17 protein-coding genes are annotated in these 16,400 nt (G+C 46.3%); 12 read left to right on the forward strand and 5 right to left on the reverse strand.

Annotation, left to right across the window (positions count from 1 at the left end):
* Positions 1–553 precede the first annotated feature (553 nt).
* The gene (locus tag ACN4EG_RS24510; protein WP_431632902.1) at positions 554–1,579 is read right to left on the reverse strand and encodes a chlorophyll a/b binding light-harvesting protein; all 1,026 of its coding nucleotides are present in this window, start codon (positions 1,577–1,579) and stop codon (positions 554–556) included.
* Positions 1,580–2,151: 572 nt separating this feature from the next.
* Between ACN4EG_RS24510 and fldA the strand changes: the two genes are divergently transcribed.
* The 5 genes from fldA to ACN4EG_RS24535 all read left to right on the forward strand — a co-directional run bounded on the left by fldA (position 2,152) and on the right by ACN4EG_RS24535 (position 5,897).
* Complete coding sequence (fldA, locus tag ACN4EG_RS24515; RefSeq protein WP_431632903.1) at positions 2,152–2,664, forward strand: flavodoxin FldA; 513 nt, start codon at positions 2,152–2,154, stop codon at positions 2,662–2,664.
* Between the two features lie 213 nt (positions 2,665–2,877).
* On the forward strand, positions 2,878–3,642 hold the full coding sequence (locus ACN4EG_RS24520) for an alpha/beta fold hydrolase (RefSeq protein ID WP_431632905.1): 765 nt from the start codon (positions 2,878–2,880) through the stop codon (positions 3,640–3,642).
* 112 nt (positions 3,643–3,754) lie between these two features.
* Complete coding sequence (locus ACN4EG_RS24525; protein WP_431632906.1) at positions 3,755–4,417, forward strand: Crp/Fnr family transcriptional regulator; 663 nt, start codon at positions 3,755–3,757, stop codon at positions 4,415–4,417.
* Positions 4,418–4,639: 222 nt separating this feature from the next.
* Complete coding sequence (locus ACN4EG_RS24530; protein ID WP_431632907.1) at positions 4,640–5,203, forward strand: universal stress protein; 564 nt, start codon at positions 4,640–4,642, stop codon at positions 5,201–5,203.
* A 40-nt stretch (positions 5,204–5,243) separates the two neighbouring features.
* Positions 5,244–5,897 (forward strand): hypothetical protein, encoded by a 654-nt coding sequence (locus ACN4EG_RS24535; protein ID WP_431632908.1) that lies wholly within the window; start codon positions 5,244–5,246, stop codon positions 5,895–5,897.
* Between the two features lie 1,029 nt (positions 5,898–6,926).
* Here ACN4EG_RS24535 and ACN4EG_RS24540 read toward each other — a convergent pair.
* The 3 genes from ACN4EG_RS24540 to ACN4EG_RS24550 form a co-directional block, all read right to left on the reverse strand.
* Positions 6,927–7,124, reverse strand: coding sequence for a DUF2949 domain-containing protein (locus tag ACN4EG_RS24540; RefSeq protein ID WP_431632909.1), 198 nt, complete (start codon positions 7,122–7,124; stop codon positions 6,927–6,929).
* A gap of 177 nt (positions 7,125–7,301) precedes the next feature.
* Positions 7,302–7,475 carry an NblA/ycf18 family protein gene (locus tag ACN4EG_RS24545; protein WP_431632910.1) on the reverse strand — a complete coding sequence of 58 codons (174 nt, stop codon included), beginning with the start codon at positions 7,473–7,475 and terminating at the stop codon, positions 7,302–7,304.
* Positions 7,476–7,668: 193 nt separating this feature from the next.
* Positions 7,669–7,935 carry a GlsB/YeaQ/YmgE family stress response membrane protein gene (locus tag ACN4EG_RS24550; protein WP_431632911.1) on the reverse strand — a complete coding sequence of 89 codons (267 nt, stop codon included), beginning with the start codon at positions 7,933–7,935 and terminating at the stop codon, positions 7,669–7,671.
* A 392-nt stretch (positions 7,936–8,327) separates the two neighbouring features.
* Here ACN4EG_RS24550 and ACN4EG_RS24555 point away from each other — a divergent pair, with 392 nt between their 5' ends.
* Complete coding sequence (locus ACN4EG_RS24555) at positions 8,328–8,558, forward strand: hypothetical protein (RefSeq protein ID WP_431632912.1); 231 nt, start codon at positions 8,328–8,330, stop codon at positions 8,556–8,558.
* A gap of 700 nt (positions 8,559–9,258) precedes the next feature.
* Here the strand turns inward: ACN4EG_RS24555 and ACN4EG_RS24560 are convergent.
* Positions 9,259–10,572, reverse strand: coding sequence for a hypothetical protein (locus ACN4EG_RS24560; protein WP_431632913.1), 1,314 nt, complete (start codon positions 10,570–10,572; stop codon positions 9,259–9,261).
* A 570-nt stretch (positions 10,573–11,142) separates the two neighbouring features.
* Here ACN4EG_RS24560 and ACN4EG_RS24565 point away from each other — a divergent pair.
* From ACN4EG_RS24565 to ftsH4, 6 genes are all read left to right on the forward strand, one after another.
* Positions 11,143–11,586 (forward strand): CsbD family protein, encoded by a 444-nt coding sequence (locus ACN4EG_RS24565; protein WP_431632914.1) that lies wholly within the window; start codon positions 11,143–11,145, stop codon positions 11,584–11,586.
* A gap of 162 nt (positions 11,587–11,748) precedes the next feature.
* The gene (locus ACN4EG_RS24570; RefSeq protein ID WP_431632915.1) at positions 11,749–12,081 is read left to right on the forward strand and encodes a hypothetical protein; all 333 of its coding nucleotides are present in this window, start codon (positions 11,749–11,751) and stop codon (positions 12,079–12,081) included.
* 131 nt (positions 12,082–12,212) lie between these two features.
* Positions 12,213–12,773: a Dps family protein gene (locus ACN4EG_RS24575; protein ID WP_431632916.1), complete on the forward strand. Its 561-nt coding sequence runs from the start codon at positions 12,213–12,215 to the stop codon at positions 12,771–12,773.
* A gap of 24 nt (positions 12,774–12,797) precedes the next feature.
* Entirely contained in the window at positions 12,798–13,592 is a 795-nt protein-coding gene (locus tag ACN4EG_RS24580; RefSeq protein WP_431632917.1) for a ChaB family protein, read from the forward strand.
* Between the two features lie 458 nt (positions 13,593–14,050).
* Positions 14,051–14,278 carry a chlorophyll a/b-binding protein gene (locus ACN4EG_RS24585; protein WP_431632918.1) on the forward strand — a complete coding sequence of 76 codons (228 nt, stop codon included), beginning with the start codon at positions 14,051–14,053 and terminating at the stop codon, positions 14,276–14,278.
* Positions 14,279–14,393: 115 nt separating this feature from the next.
* Positions 14,394–16,271 (forward strand): ATP-dependent zinc metalloprotease FtsH4, encoded by a 1,878-nt coding sequence (gene ftsH4 / locus ACN4EG_RS24590; protein WP_431632919.1) that lies wholly within the window; start codon positions 14,394–14,396, stop codon positions 16,269–16,271.
* Positions 16,272–16,400: the final 129 nt, after the last annotated feature.

Raw genomic sequence — 16,400 nt, forward strand, 5'->3', positions numbered from 1 at the left:
GCTCCAGACCCTGAACCCACTATGGCTTCATACCGTCAATCGGAACAATCCTTGCAGCGTGAATTCACTGTCCTCAAGCACATTCCGGCTTTCTAGTTTTGTCAGTCAAGCAGGTCCTAAACTCATTGGCAACCGCTAATCTATAGCGGTTGCGTCATCGTTAAGCCTCTCCTAGGCTGCAATCAAGCTTTTTAGCATTGGAGCCTTAGGGATTTGCCAAGAAAGAATATCCCCTCTTCATCCCCCCACCCTCCTACCCTTTTACTCTCCTACACCCTACCCAATTAGGATTTTATTTATACGCTGTTCCCTTCGGGGCGAGATCGACGCACGATCGATGGCTAATACAAACAGTTGATACAACCTAAAATGAATAAAAAAGAGCGGGAGATGTATCCTACGTATGAATTCTGAGGTCATCTACGATCGAAGGCTATCTCCCACTCTGAACCTAGCTTTTCAGAACTCTAGCTTGCTCAAGATCAACAGAATTAATTGCAATCTTCCATCGATCGAACCCTAATGTAGACCGTGTTCACTGACTAACGACACCTTAACCTTCCACTGCACTAAGCGCTCGTTCCACCCGACGGAAGTCAAAGCCCATTGCCCGTAAGGCATGCCACAGGTGACCTTGCAGGAAAAAGAACGCTAAGAAGAAGTGGGTATTCGCCAACCAAGCTCGTGCAGTATGTTTACCCAACGGCAGCACAATGGAATCTGCAAAATAAGGTGCAACCCCAAACTTCACATTCAGGACAGGCCCGTAAAATTCCACAGGATAGGCCGTGGTATTCACTGCGCAAAAATAAGCTGCGACAAATCCCGCCAAAGCAATGCCCCCCAAGGAATAGGACAAGATCGCCTCCCCAGAAAAGAGCAGCACTTTTTTCGCCCAGGCCAAGGGCGGTACCAGAATATGCCAAATGCCGCCACCGACTAGCATCAAGCCGACAAAAATGTGACCACCGACGATATCTTCCAGGTTATCCACCGTTGCAAAATGGGTTTGATATCCAAAAATGGTCAGCGGATCGAGGGTCGGAGCCGTCACCGATCGCACCGTTTGGGTTGCTGTGTCATACAGTCCCACATTCATGGCATACCAAGCAAACAGCAGCGCCCCCGCACCCAGGAACAACAAGTGGTGGCCCAGAATTAAGCCCAACTGCTTGGGATCTTCCCAATCAAAATGAAACTTTTTGGCTCGGCCTTCCGCATCTTTCAAATTCGCGGGAGCCTTAAAAGTATGGAACAGGGCACCCGCACCCAGCACCGCAGAAGAAATCAGGTGAATCGCACCAACAACGAAGTAGGGATAGAGATCAACAATTTTGCCACCATCACCAACCCCTAAGCCTAGGCTGGCCAAATGGGGCAGCAGAATTAAGCCCTGTTCGCCCAAGGGAATATTGGGATCAAACCAAGACAACTCATACAGGGTAAAGGCTCCTGCCCAGAGGGTCGTTAATGCGGCCTGTCCCACATGGGCTGCCACAAATAATCCGGATTTCTCTGCAAATCGCGCATTACCTGCCCACCAGTCATATTTGACGGTGGAATTTCCATAACTTTGCATTCAGCCCTCCTTCTTTGGGCGATCGAATAATCAGTTAAAAAGCAAAATCTATCTATTGCAAGTCTTATTCAATAAGACCGTGATTCCTAAATTACAGTAGTTCTCAAAAAGATCAAGTTAAGTTTCGTAAACAATTGCGCAAAATTCTAGATCAGGAGTCTGCAAAAACAGCTAAAAAAGCGACTTTGCAGTATTTCAAAGACCAACCGATCGAACAACAGATACAAACCTTGTTGCCAATAATTTCTCATTATTGATATTGACTCTCAATAAATTTTCGAATAAGCTAACCTTTAGTCGAGAGCTATTACCAGATGTTAGGAGCCCCTGTGGTTATGAGTTGGGTCGGAAGGCAAGATTTGCGATCGATTCGATTTTCTGCCTGTAGCAGTCTGATACAGACCAACCCCTCCTGAGACAGGCAGTTCCCTGATCTTTGAGACAGCTCTTCTCTCTAGATGGACGGGGGTCTACGGCAAGTCGGCAACTGTTCGCCGTAGACTTTCTTTCTTGCGTAGTAACACATCCAAACCGAGGTTTCGGTAAGAGATTCAGGACTTGAAGAGGATAGAATGGCAAAAATTGGTCTATTTTTTGGCACCCAAACTGGCAAAACCGAAACCGTTGCAGAAATGATTGCCAGCGAATTTGGCGGTGACTTAGTCGCTCTCCATGACATTGCCAGCGCAGACGCCAATGATTTTGAAGGGTACTCATTTTTGATTATTGGATGTCCAACTTGGAATATTGGGGAATTACAGAGTGATTGGGAGGGATTTTATGAGTCTGACTTGGATGACATTGACTTTTCAGGCAAGAAAGTAGCGTACTTTGGCACAGGCGACCAAGTCGGTTACTCTGACAACTTCCAAGATGCCATGGGCATTTTAGAGGAAAAAATTTCTGCCCTCGGCGGCACAACAGTCGGATATTGGCCCAATACCAATTATGAATTTGACGAATCCAAAGCATTACGGGGCGATCGCTTTGTTGGATTAGCGATCGATGAAGATAATCAGCCAGAATTAACGGGCGATCGCATCCAAACCTGGGTAGCTCAAGTTCGCCAAGAGTTCGGCCTGTAGCCTTGAAGCTCAAGTCTCTAGAGGAATTACTGCCTGGAGATAAATATCCTAGACAGCTTGATTCCGAGCCAGCTTCCTAGACAACCTCACAAACATCCATCCAGCTAGAAAAATCATTAATCGTCTGATTTTTCTAGCCTTTTTTACTTCTGTCCTCCTGATTTCTATCAACCAAATATCATCCACCATCGTGCAGCAACCCCTCAAATAACCATGGCAAAAGTAGTGATGTCTCAAGAGAATGTAGAAGTCCTCTGGGTGAATGTGAGTCCCAGTTTAAAACGCTTCGATCGACCACTGATTCAGCAATTGATGCAGCATTCCACGATCGCCTATTGGGAATATCACACTCAGTATGACGAAGTATCTTCGATCGACACTGCAATCGTGTTACTCCATGATTATTTAAAATCTCGTTCCCAGCCTATTCACTTGATAGGTCACGGATTGGGAGGGGTCGTTGCCCTGAGTTATGCACGGCAGTTTCCCGATCGGGTGCGATCGCTCAGTCTCTTGGCCGTGGCTCCCCAACCCGCGATTACTTGGCACAGCCATTATTACGTCCAACGGCACCTACTGCCCTGTAGCCAAGCGCAAGTTCTAGCACAAGTAGCCCGCAATCTCTTTGGCCCAGCGGCTCCCTATCCCATCACGCCCCTCATCCAAGCCCTCGCCAAGGATTTAGACTTTGCCCCTTCACCCCATTCTCTCTATAAAGTGACAACCTTACCCGAAGGAGCAGTTGAAGTGCCTTTGCTGGTTTGCAATAGCCAAACCGATAGCGCCGTTTCCCATCCCCTCATGCAACGTTGGATCAAGTGGTTCAAGCCGGGAGATACCTTTTGGACCTGTCCCACAGGACATCACTTTTTCCACTACAGTGAACCGGAATTAGTCAGCCAACAACTGCAAAAGTTTTGGAAGCAAGTCCAGAAACGGGAAATTCGCAATCACGATCGTCATCTTATCTACGCCTAGAAAAAATTAAGGGGTAATCGATTCACATTTGCTAGTTATTCACATTTGCTAGTTATTTACGTTCACTAGTTATTGAAGTCCACAAGTTATTAACATTCACTAGGACATTACCATGAGCGTTGCAACCTTAGTTTTACCATCCTTGATCCAACAGCAGCATTTCAATGATTCAAGGCTAGACTCAGCCTCAGCGATCGTACCCACCTATCCTAAGCTTTCATTGGGTTCTTGCCCCAAATTAACCACTGACTATGACACGTTCCAGAGGGGCAATTTGCTACCAGAACACCCCCAAGTATATTGGAAAATTCGTCAAGGCGTTGTACGAACCAATACCTGGGATATCGAAGGGGCATTAAAAACCGTCGGAATTTGGGGTGCGGGTGACATTGTTGGGGCAGGATTAAGCACCCTGTCCCCCTATCAGATGGAATGTTTATCTCCCGTCAAAATTGAGCCACTAACCCATTTGAACGACTTTGCAGAGACATTAATTCACCAACAACAACAAACCGAAGCCCTGCTCAACATCATTCTGGTCAGACACACCCAACAGCGTCTTCTCAAGCTCCTAGATTGGTTAGCCGATCGCTTTGGACGAGACTGGGGCGAGGGAGCCAGAATGATTGATATTCGGCTCACCCATCAACATCTTGCTGATCTGGCAGGTACAACACGGGTAACAGTTACTCGATTGCTCAATCAATTGGAGCACACGCACCATATTCAACGACTCCCCCAATACCGATTTGTCATCTATCCTTCAGCGCGATAAGCCTCACCACTGATCCGGATACCACCTACACTGCGACCCATCACGCTGTCACCCATCTCCCTAGCACCTATCGTTTGAGGTAGGAGAGAGTTGGTTCAGTTTTTTGTTGTTGAAGACATTGGGGATGCAATCCTCACAAGTTCCTCATGTTATTGGCCTATATCTACATCATCCACTCAATAGAAGTTAGCGTCGCATAGGCTTAGAGAGGAGGCTCACAGCATGTTTGATAAGGTATTGGTGGCGATCGATCGGTCTTCATCTCATCAGTCAGTCTTTGAAGCAGCTCTAACGCTAGCAAAAGCGCTATCTGGGAAACTGATTTTGTTATCGGTTCCTTCACCCGACGATCCGGCCTGTCCCCATTTACCCACGTTAAATACCAACCTCTATCCCATGGGGTTCGATCGTACCGTGACGGAAGTGTATGAAGAACTGTGGGAAATCTACACCAAAAAAGGGGAAGAATTTTTGACCAGCTTAGTGGAAGAAGCCAATGCAGCTGGGATTACAGCCGAGTTTCTGCAAATCCCTGGCAATCCAGGCCGAACGATTTGTGCGACTGCCCAGGAACTCAACGTGGACTTAATTGTCCTTGGGCGGCGAGGCCACTCTGGGTTGAATGAACTCTTTTTAGGCAGTACGAGTAATTATGTGTTGCACCACGCCCCCTGCTCTGTACTAGTCGTACAACATTCTTTCACCGACATGTCAGCAGATTCCCCTGAAACGAAAGCTAGAACAGAATCTGGAGCAGCCATGACAATGGCCGTGACATCATCATAAAGAACAGCAAGATGATGGGGACGCTATACGTGAGGCTGCCATGGGAAAAAGATGCCAATTCTGGAAACAGCATTTACAGGCAGTAAAACTCTGGGAAACTTGGGTTGGTGTGACGATCGTTGCTGAACTTGTGGGCATTGGCGCGATCGCGGCCTTAACGCTGAACCTTGGGCAGGTCGATAATGCGGCAACCAATACACTTTTACTTTCGATCGGAATTGCAGAGGGTCTCATTCTAGGAGTCGCCCAGTGGTGGATTTTGCGGCGGTATGTCCGTCATGCAGTCCGCTGGATTTTTGCGACCACGATCGGAACTCTACTGGCTTGGGCCTTAGGCGTGCCGATGAGCTTTCTATTGGTCGTCATGTATGGCAGTCGCATCTTGGGAAGCCTGAATTCGATCGCGTTACTGCGGGGAATTTTATTACTGGGTGCAGGCGTAGGCGTTATTGTTGGTTATTGCCAATGGTTAGTCATTCAATCAGAAACTTCCAACCGATCTCAATGGTGGGTGATTGCGAGTGCGGTCGCATGGGCTTTCGGATTGGCGATCGCGTATCTATTGAGTAATCTGACGATTGGTTTACAAACTTCAGTGGCGATCGCATTCATTGGTGCAGCGATGGGAGCCGTCGTAGGCGGCATTACAGGACTTGCACTCCTTTGGATGATAAATTCCCATTTGCGATCGTAGTCAATTGATTAATCTGTACAAATACGAAAGGCTCGATCGACCCTGCAGCGATTCTACCCATTCCCATACAGCCAAATCAATCCGCGATCGTTGAGAGAGCATCAACCAATTGTCCAGCAGGCTGCTAGACAATTTCGTTTAAACCATTGCATCGTGATCCAATTTCACTCATCGGGCTCCTCACCATCCCATTCTTCGACTTCCACCGAGAGAATATTTAACTGCGTCCACATCTTCTTGCCTACCACAGGGGTAGGGAATGTGAGTCATTCATCAACAGTCATTCATCAACAGTCAAGAACTACAAGTCAAGAATTACGAGTCAAGAATTACGAGTCAAGAACTAAAAGTCAAGAATTGTTTGAGGAGATGCCTGTTTAGCGTAATGCATGGCTGTGCGTGGGTGCGTCCACCGATTATGCTGAGTCTGCGACAATGAATTTTGAGAAAAGTGAGTTATGCGAACATGCAAGAGATTAGGCATTTCCTGACGACAACGACGACACAGCCAATACAATTCATTTCCGCGAGCGTGTCGTAACAATGTATCCGAGCAACAAGGACAATGACTAGAACCTTGATCAAGTAAGTTTTCTTGCAACAAGTCTTTCATGTTTTTGAAAAAATGAAAAATGTTAGGGGAAAGTAGGAACTACGGGCTTTTAGAAAAAAGTTCACTGGAACCTTATTTCTAGAAATTTCTAAGATTATTTTAACAAATTCGATCGAACATGAGAAATAGATTAGATAATGTAAATTGTATAGATTAGAATATAGTTTGACCAAGTATATTTACTTAGGTTTTAGATTAACAAATAAATTGATTAGAATAGAGTGATTAATTAGAATCATTAGAGTCCTATCAGCATAGGAAGTAGATACAAAAATTAGATTGACACACCACTTAATGTAGTCAATCCGTATTTGGATCTGAGGCTAAAGTTTATCAATTCAAAACGGATGTATATCAGATGCGATTACTCTAGTTCTCTAATCACTGTAAGCTGATTGGATTAAGCAGCGATTGATTCAATAGATATAGACCTCAAACCAATCATAGATTTTATCTAGTTGCTCCAAGTTAACAAGGCCGTATTGCCATAGAACGATCGGGAGAATTGCGGAATCTGATCCGGATTGCTTAAGGCCCAATTGAATGGCTTCCGATGAGAGCCTCATTTCATTTTTTAGAAAATTAATCATTTGAGAAAAGTGGGGTGGAACCATAATCAGGCACCTGCAAAAGTAGCAATAATTTAATGGGTTAATAAAAGAATAATTATTGGCCCAACTCTTAGCAATTAAATTCAATTGAATTCGATTGAGTTGGATGAAGACCACGATCGTGGGGATTAGCAGAAATAAATAGTGATACCGGGAAACTTATACTCCAGTAAACAAGACCTAAACGCCATTCTTGATCAGATGTCGAATTACGTTGTCTTTAATCAGGAGCTGGCGAGAAATTTCTAGTAAGAGTTCCCGCATTTGCTCTTCAGATAGATTGTAGCTATTCACTTCAAACGAACGAATACTAAATTGTTGCTCAACGGAAAGATCAAAGCACTCTTGGAACATGATTTACCTCCGCTTAGGTAATAGATATAGAGTAAAGTTAGAGTAGTGTCAGAATTATTCAATCTCTAGGTGACGCCTAGGCCACTCTAGGATTAGTCGATACAATTAACAGAGCGTAAAGAGTGTTGAAAGCAGTTTTTCCTAGGTTTTAACAGTCAGGTCAACCACTTTCAACAACGCTTGCACAACTCAGTTAGGCGTGACGAGCCATAAGACCCCACAGGAAGATGGCCACCATTGAACCTAATACTGCAACCACTAGACCAGGAATACTCAAAGATGCAGCAGTTAATTGGAGGGTTCCCGTTGCCAGTAGGCTATAGAGGCTTCCTCCTAGGAAAGCACCCACGATTCCCAGAATCATTGTGGCTAGGATGCCACCGCCTTGAGTACCGGGATAAATTGCCTTTGCAATTGCACCAGCCAGCAGACCCAGAATAACCCATGCGATAAGATTCATAATTTTGTCTCCTTTAATTGAACTAAACTTTTAACGTCTGTAAGAATCTTCTGAATTGCGAACTTTGCTAGATTTAAGTGAGTTACTTAACGCCGTTTCGCTTTCGATACATTCAGAATACTGTCCCTACTTCGGAAACTACTCTCCCAGATTAGAGAATCCCTGGAAATCAAAAGGAATAGCGTAGGGAAGGCACCGATCGAAGACAGCGTTATCCTCTCAAACCCCTGTGGAATCAGCGAGCGTCCGTAAACCATTTCCGATATATCAGCACCATAAGAAATTATTTTTTGAGTCTTCTACTTTAGGGAGACAGAACTATAAGGTAGGAAGGCTATAGTGAAACCACAGACGAAAACCGTTTGTAAGTGAACTTAAGGAGTTAATGAATTATGGATAAGCTTGGTGTTGAACGAGATACCTACGATCGTGGTATTATTCCCGCTGAAACAGCCGCTCGTAAGGAACGGGAAGAGGAAGACTATAAGCAAGTTCCTGATGAAAATCCAGAAGGAGGCTATACGGTAGATAACGAAGGTCTTCTTAACAACTATGCAATTGAGCCGGAAATGTATTACGAAGTTCCTGGCGACATTCAAAACGCTGAAGAAGAAGCAAAATAAACAGATTAAATCTTTCTAGTTTGTAGTTTCGACTCTCCTCTAGCATTGATAGCAAAGTTACGGATCAACTCACCGATCGTAACTTTGCTTTTTTGGTTGTGAATCAAAGAATTGTGGGATAATACCAAATCAACTGGTAATTGCAACACATAACGATCCCCCTAAATCCCCCTTAAAAAGGGGGACTTTGAAAGAATTTGCCTGAATTCCCCCCTTTTGAAGGGGGGCTAGGGGGGATCGGATCTGTTGCATTGATTAATCAATTTGGGATAAGTTGTAATATCCCACCAACTCCACGGTTCAAAAGCGACAATCTTGCGGTGGTAAGCATATGACTGCTACTGTGACCTATCTGTTCGAGAAGCTAGGCAGGTCAGCGACCTCGTGAGTAGTCTATCAGTTTTTCTTGCTTCGTTGGGAACAGATTGGCGTTTCCTCGTCTTGTCCAAGCCTTCGCTCAACTACGTTTTGCGTCAGTTAAGCACACAACTCGTCAACGCCCTGGAGAGCATCCCGACGCTCCCCTTCGGAAGAGCGCGGGGCTTCCCGCCGAAGAGCTAAGGGAACAGCGCATAAATAAAATCCCAATTGGGTAGGGGTAGGAGAGTAAAAGGGTAGGAGGGTAGGGGAATGAAGAGGGGATATTATTTCTTTGCAAATCCCTAAGCTCCCACCCCTACCTTGGCCCGTAGGGGAAGCATTACGATCGCTTAAACCCTTTTGCCTGAGACGGTTTGGTCTTTTTGGCTTGGGCTTTACTGACGGCTACAAATGCCTCTTGGAACAATTCATGTAAATGTAATGGAACACTCGCGGTATCGGGCAATTCCGGATCGAGGGACTTGCCCATGGCATAAAGCTGATCATCTAGTTGGGCAAGGGTAAAATTGGGTTGCGCTAGGGTTTGTTGAACGAGGGTCTCCAATGCTGTGGGATACTGTTCAGCGAGATGGTGAAAGATAAAGACCGGACCCCCCGGATCATGAAATAGCTTTCGCAAAGCCTGAGTTGCTTGCTCGATCGAATAGCCTTTTCCAGATGCCAAATACCGTTCTAAGGAAGCATAGGACGCTAGAAAGCACTGACCCCAGCGCGGATGGGTCAGCATGGTGACTTCTTCTGCCTGTTGGAGGTTAGGCGGGAGTTCCATGGGAGGAATCACCATCTTGCTCGCCTTTGCTGTTTTTAATTGTTGATTTTCTGTTTCCGTTAGCGTATCTTCTGCATCAGAGATAGCATCCTCTAAAATTTCATCTGCATTGACTTGAGCTTTTTGAAGTTGCTGATCGGAGAGATGATCTTGAAATGTTTTTAGGCGTTGATTGAGTTGTCGCCCTGGCAAGGTCACAATGGCAGATCCAAAGAATTCCTGACTGGCATGGTATTGCTGCTCGACCGATCGCCAGGATTCTTCTAACAAGTCCGGTGCATCGCTATAAAGATACCGTCGATAGCATTGTCGAAAATTTCCGATCGCGACGGCCAACTTAGGTTTACCTAGCCGCCCTAGTAAAACCGGCTTAGTCAATGCCATCCAGCGATCCCCTTCCAAGGGCGCAATCTGAACTAAACAAATTTCCTGGGGCTGTAATCGGGTTTGAATTTCCGGTGATGTATGCCCCAGGTGAACACTGTAGGAACGCTGGGTCAGCCAATTTTGTAACTGGTAATACCCATCTTCTAAAACAGCGGTAATTTCAAATAAGCTGACGATCGCTTGGGGCCAACTGCGAAGGAGTTGTTGTTCCGCCGAAGACAGTTCTGGATGGTGCTGGATAAAGGTTTCGATCGGAGTTTCGCCCAAGGTCTGATCTTCTACCATAAATCGAGTTAGCAACAGTTCTCGATTGGGCCAATTACCGGGATTAGGTTGCTTGAGTTGCCGAGCACTGTATCGTTCCAGGGCGATCGCGCCTTCGCCTTCGGTGTCATAAATAAAGTCGATAATTTCCCGTTTGAGTTGTTCTGCGCGATCGATCGCAATTTTCGGAGAATGGGTTGATGAAGGATGCATGGAAATCATAGGTAGATCAATCTGTTGTGGGTGGATCTATGAAAATCAGTCCTGAGGATTGAGGGAGACGGCTCAGCTCCAAATGCTGATTGCAAATGCTGATTGCAAATACTGATGGCAAATACTGATGGCAAATGCCGATTGAGAAAAAACATCAGTAAAAATTAGCAATATTAAGAACTTATCGAAAATGAGAAAGCTGAAATCTCAGTTCCCATAGCCAAAGCTAATATTCAGCCTGAGTTAATTTATTCAAAAGACTTTATTTTAAAATGTTCTCCAAGAATTTTCTGCATCATAGGCTCAATCGCGTAATCTTGCAAGGACTGACATTTTAGGGCTGGTGGCTCAATGCCTTGTTGAATCAAGGGTGTAACACTTTAGAGAGAGCAGAAAAAAAGCAACTTTCCGCCGATAGAGTGACAAGCTCAAAGCTACACAGAAAAGACCTTCGGACTATAGGTTGATTCAGAACTAGCGATCGACGCAGTACATTACAGACATCGACGCAGACACCTGTTAAATGACTCGGTTGAATGACTCGTCGGAAACCATACAAGGAAGATTCCCATGAAACTATTTTCGATTCTAAAAAAAGCTTTTCGTTCTATCCAACTTTCTTTAACGACGCTAGCTTGTGTGAGCAGCTTGAGCTTTAGTGCTGCTGCCCCTGCGTTTGCTGCACCGATCGCCGTTACCCAGCCTGCCCACATCGCCGTAACCGGAATTGGTCGCCAAGCAGAAGGCACAATTGAGCAAGCTGCTGGTAAGGCAGAAAGTGTTAAGGATAGCGTGGCTGCCAAGGCCAAAGGTGTTGCTAAGCAGGTGGAAGGCCGCGCTAAGTATGACATCGGTCGGGTAGAAGATGCCGCTCAACGCACAGGCGATAAAGCAGATGCGCTGGGTAAGCAAGCCAAGGGTAAAGCTGAACAAGATATTGGCAAGGCCCAAGATGCCGTTTCTGATGCAACCAATAACGCGATCGACGCTGTCAAAGGCTTGTTCGGTAAATAAGTACCTTTAAATTGTGTTCTAAATATACGCTGAATCATCAATTGGTTCATTTAGAATCGCAATTCACAGCAATCCTACTTCAATTAGTTGGCATTGCCATCGTTAATCTTTAACTGGATTCACTAATCCATCTCAACTTAGAATTTCTTAGGAGGAAATCCCATGTCTTTTCGTTCTTTGTTTGCAATGTTCTCCATGTTCGTTTGTTCTGCAATGTTGTTCTTGGGCTTGTCGATGAGTCCTTCTCTGGCAGCACCAACGAGCAATCCGACGGAAGGTACCGCGCAAATGCCTGAATCCATGGCTGCTGCTGAAGACGTAGCTTCCAAATCTACACCCATGAACTTGGAAGAAATTGAGGCTCGAAATAAAGGTGGCCTGAATGAAGTACAAGGTTCCGCTGATGCAGATAAGATGTATCGTAGCGATTCTTCTAAGCCCGGTCCGGCCATCGCTCGCAAGCTAGAAAAAGCGATCGATAAAGTTACTAAGTAATCGTGAAGCTGAGTACGTGACTTAGATTGAATAGAGTTAGATTTGACAAGGATTTAACGCAGAGTCATCCCAACTTGAATCTTCGTCGAATCTAACCATTAAACTGCTTAACCGAAATTGAGGTAATTTCAATGGCTACTAAACCAGCACTTCGTGCAATCAATATTGGTTTAACTGATAGCGAACGCGAAGGCGTAATTAAACTACTCAACGTTGCCCTTTCTGACGGCTATTTGCTTCTCATCAAAACGAAAAAGTATCACTGGGACGTCGTTGGCCCCCAGTTCCTGACGTTACATAAACTTTGGGAAGAGCACTATCAAATGCTTTCTGAAAGCATTGATGAATATGCTGAACGGGTACGGATGCTGGGCGGATACCCAGTGGGCACTGCGGCAGGATTTCTGCAATATACGACCCTTACCGAAGATGCGGGCGATATCCTGAACGCAACTGAAATGGTGGCTCGCTTAGTAGCAGATCACGAACAGATTATTCGTAACTTAAGAACTGCTGTGGATCAATGTTCCGATGACTTCCATGACGAAGGAACCACAGATTTTCTAACGGGAAAAATGGAAGAGCACGAAGCGATGGCTTGGATGCTGCGATCGTTTATTGAAGGGGAAGCTGTTAAACCCAACGGTCAAATTCCCAGCAAGAATGCCGTCGCCATCCCGACCGGCGTATAGATTGATTGATAAGGAGCCTTAACCATGACAATGACTGCAACGAATTCAACCTCTGCTACCATGACGCCTTCGACCCGCGATCGCATGATCTCAGCGGTGTTTGAGAACCAAACAAAGGTTCAAGAAGTGGTTCAGCGCTTGATCGATCGGGGTATTCCCGCAGAGGACATCTCCGTCATGGGGCGGAATTTTGAATCCACGACCCGAGTGGCTGGATTTATTACGAAGCGCGATGTGATTTTAGGTGGTTTGAAGCAAGGCGCAATTTTTGGCTCACTCTTTGGATCTGTCCTCAGTTTGCTAACGGGAGTGGGCGTTCTGTTTATTCCCTTTGTCGGCCCCGTGGTGGCCGCAGGGCCGATCGGGGCGGCACTGATTGGTGCAGCATCCGGCGCACTGGCAGGCAGTGCAGGCGCAGGTCTGGCCTCGCTGTTGGTCACGCTGGGTATGCCTGAAGAGAAGGCTGCTGTTTACCAAACCCTCGTTTCCGCAGGTGAGTTTCTGGTGATGGCGGAGGTGCCGGAGTCCCGCACAGGAGAATACCAACTGCTGATGGAAAGCGCAGGTGGCAAGGAAGTTCATACGATCGATCAAGTCTTGCCCCGTCCCTGCCCTGGCCGTTGTAACAGCCCTGAAGATTTGACGCCGGACGTACGTTCCCATCTATCGCCTGAGGCACAAACCCTATTTATCGAGCAGTACAATTCTGCGATCGATGCTGGTAAAGAGTCGCCGATGGCGGAACAGATGGCTTGGGAAGTCATTCGTCAGAAGTTTGTTGAAAACGAAGAAGGGGTATGGTCTGCACCCTCTGCCTAGAGAGCCTCTGCCTAGAGAGCCTCTGCCTAGAGAGCCTTTGCCTAGAGAGCCTTTACCTAGAGAGCCCATGTATACAGCTTGCCTGTAAAACTTGGCATACAGCTTGCCTGTAAAACTTGGCATACAGCTTGCCTATAAATCTTGCCTATACAGCTGATATGTAAAGCTGAGGCAACGCTATCAGCTTACTGGCAAGCCTGCTAGCTATGTGTTTGAGAAATCCCGTTACGATCGGTAATCAATTCATTGAGCCAATCATCCAACGGAATTCTTAACAAACCTTTGACCGCTAATAAATCCTACCTAGCTTACCCCTTTAGGGATTTACCCAGTCTCTAAAGGGGTTTTTGCTGAAGGTACGGGAAGCCGCCATCAAGAACTGTTTACATTTTGTAACGCAATTGTTAAGTTTAGTTACATAGATGAGTAAGGGTTCTGAGAACCCAGGAGAAAAGTACATGAGTTCTAACAGTATGGTATCGAATAGTGTTGTCGTGGATGATCAAGGTAGAACCGATATTTTTGCGATCGAACCACCGATTTACGTTGATCAAACCGCACAAGCGGGTTTCACGCCCTACGCTGAAAAACTAAATGGACGCTTAGCCATGATTGGCTTTGTCAGCGCGATCGTGCTTGAAATTCTGACAGGTCACGGTGTTGTTGGTTTTCTTAGCCATCTCTAATGTGTAGTTTTTTGCCAAGAACACGCTAACCTCACTGTTAATCTTTCTGTTTGCTGCCTTGAAGTGAGGTTGTGTTCTTAATCCAAGTGTGATGTTTAAATTTTAAGGATTGTTTATGCCGATTAAAGAACGACCATCCCCTTCACGAGCCAGCATTATTGCCAACATTGTGGTTGCGGTTTCTGCTGTATTTCTGTTTGTTAATGTGCTGTTACCGAGTTTATCGGGGCCCCGTATCCCTGGCGTTCCCTATAGCCTATTTATCCACCAAGTGGAAGAGGGGCAGGTCTCGCAGGTTTCCGTTGGGCAAAATCAAATTCGTTACCAACTGAAGGCCGAAGGTGAACAGCCGGGTGCAGTCTATGCAACGACGCCAATTTTTGACCTAGAATTGCCCAAGCTTCTGGAGTCTAAGGGGGTGGAATTTGCTGCCACTCCTGCCCCCAAAAATAACTGGTTCTTTACAATTCTAAGTTGGGTTGTTCCTCCGTTAATTTTTGTGGGAATTCTTCAGTTCTTTGCCAATCGTAACAACGGTGGCGCACCCCAAGGCGCTCTGTCGATCGGGAAAAGCAAAGCCAAGATTTATGTGGAAGGAGAATCGGAGAAAATTACCTTTTCGGATGTTGCTGGCGTAGAAGAAGCCAAAACCGAACTGGTTGAAATTGTAGATTTTCTGAAGACTCCGACTCGTTTCACGGAAATTGGAGCCAGAATTCCCAAGGGTGTATTACTCGTTGGCCCTCCGGGAACCGGGAAAACCTTGCTAGCCAAGGCTGTGGCTGGGGAAGCTGGGGTTCCATTCTTTAGCATTTCCGGGTCAGAATTTGTGGAAATGTTTGTGGGTGTGGGTTCCTCACGGGTACGGGACTTGTTTGAACAAGCGAAAAAACAAGCACCTTGTATTATCTTTATCGACGAGTTGGATGCGATCGGGAAATCCCGCAGTGCAGGTGGTTTCTACGGTGGTAATGATGAACGGGAACAAACGCTGAACCAATTGCTGACGGAAATGGATGGGTTTGCAGCGGGAGATGCTACGGTGATTGTGCTCGCTGCCACCAACCGTCCAGAAACGTTGGATCAAGCCCTGCTACGCCCCGGTCGCTTCGATCGCCAAGTGTTAGTTGATCGGCCCGATCTAGCGGGTCGGGAAGCCATTCTTAAGATTCACGCTCAGAAGGTTAAACTATCTGAAAACGTTGATCTGAAGATGATTGCAACCCGTACACCGGGATTTGCGGGGGCAGATTTGGCAAACTTGGTCAATGAGGCAGCCCTGCTAGCGGCTCGCAGCAAGCGAACCACGGTGGAAACCCAAGACTTTGCAGAGGCGATCGAACGAGTCGTAGCGGGTCTCGAGAAGAAGAGCCGTGTTCTCAACGAAACGGAAAAGAAAATTGTTGCATATCACGAAGTGGGGCACGCAATCGTCGGTGCAGCCATGCCGGGAAGCAACAAGGTTGAAAAAATCTCGATCGTGCCCCGAGGCATGGCGGCTCTAGGTTACACATTACAACTGCCAACGGAAGATCGCTTCCTGTTGAATGAAGATGAGTTACGCGGTGAAATCGCTACGCTGTTAGGCGGACGATCGGCTGAGGAGATCGTGTTTGGCAACATCACCACAGGCGCATCCAATGACTTGCAACGGGCTACGGATTTGGCGGAACGGATGGTAACTAGCTACGGGATGAGCAAGGTTCTGGGGCCCCTGGCCTACCAACAGGGTGGACAATCGATGTTCCTCAACAACGGTGCTCCCAATCCCCGCCGCCCCATGAGTGAAGAAACGGCTCAATCCATCGATCGGGAAGTGCAGGAAATTGTGGAAACGGCGCACGAACAAGCGTTGCATGTCCTACGGGCCAATCGGGAGTTACTGGAAACGATCGCCCAGCAACTCTTGGAAACAGAGGTGATTGAAGGGGAAACTCTGTATCAGTTGCTGAATCAGGTCAATGCAAAACCTGTATTGGCTGAAGTGTCTTAGTTGTTCATCTAAGGAGATTTCTAACAAAGAAACTACCCAGGGTAAAATGCTTTCAGTTGTTCCAACAAGCAAGGAAGCAGAGACTTGAAAAACGCTCCTCAATCTGAAAATCCCCTTAGTTCATCGCAA

Source organism: Alkalinema pantanalense CENA528 (genome assembly GCF_050753345.1).
Lineage (GTDB): Bacteria > Cyanobacteriota > Cyanobacteriia > Leptolyngbyales > Leptolyngbyaceae > Alkalinema > Alkalinema pantanalense.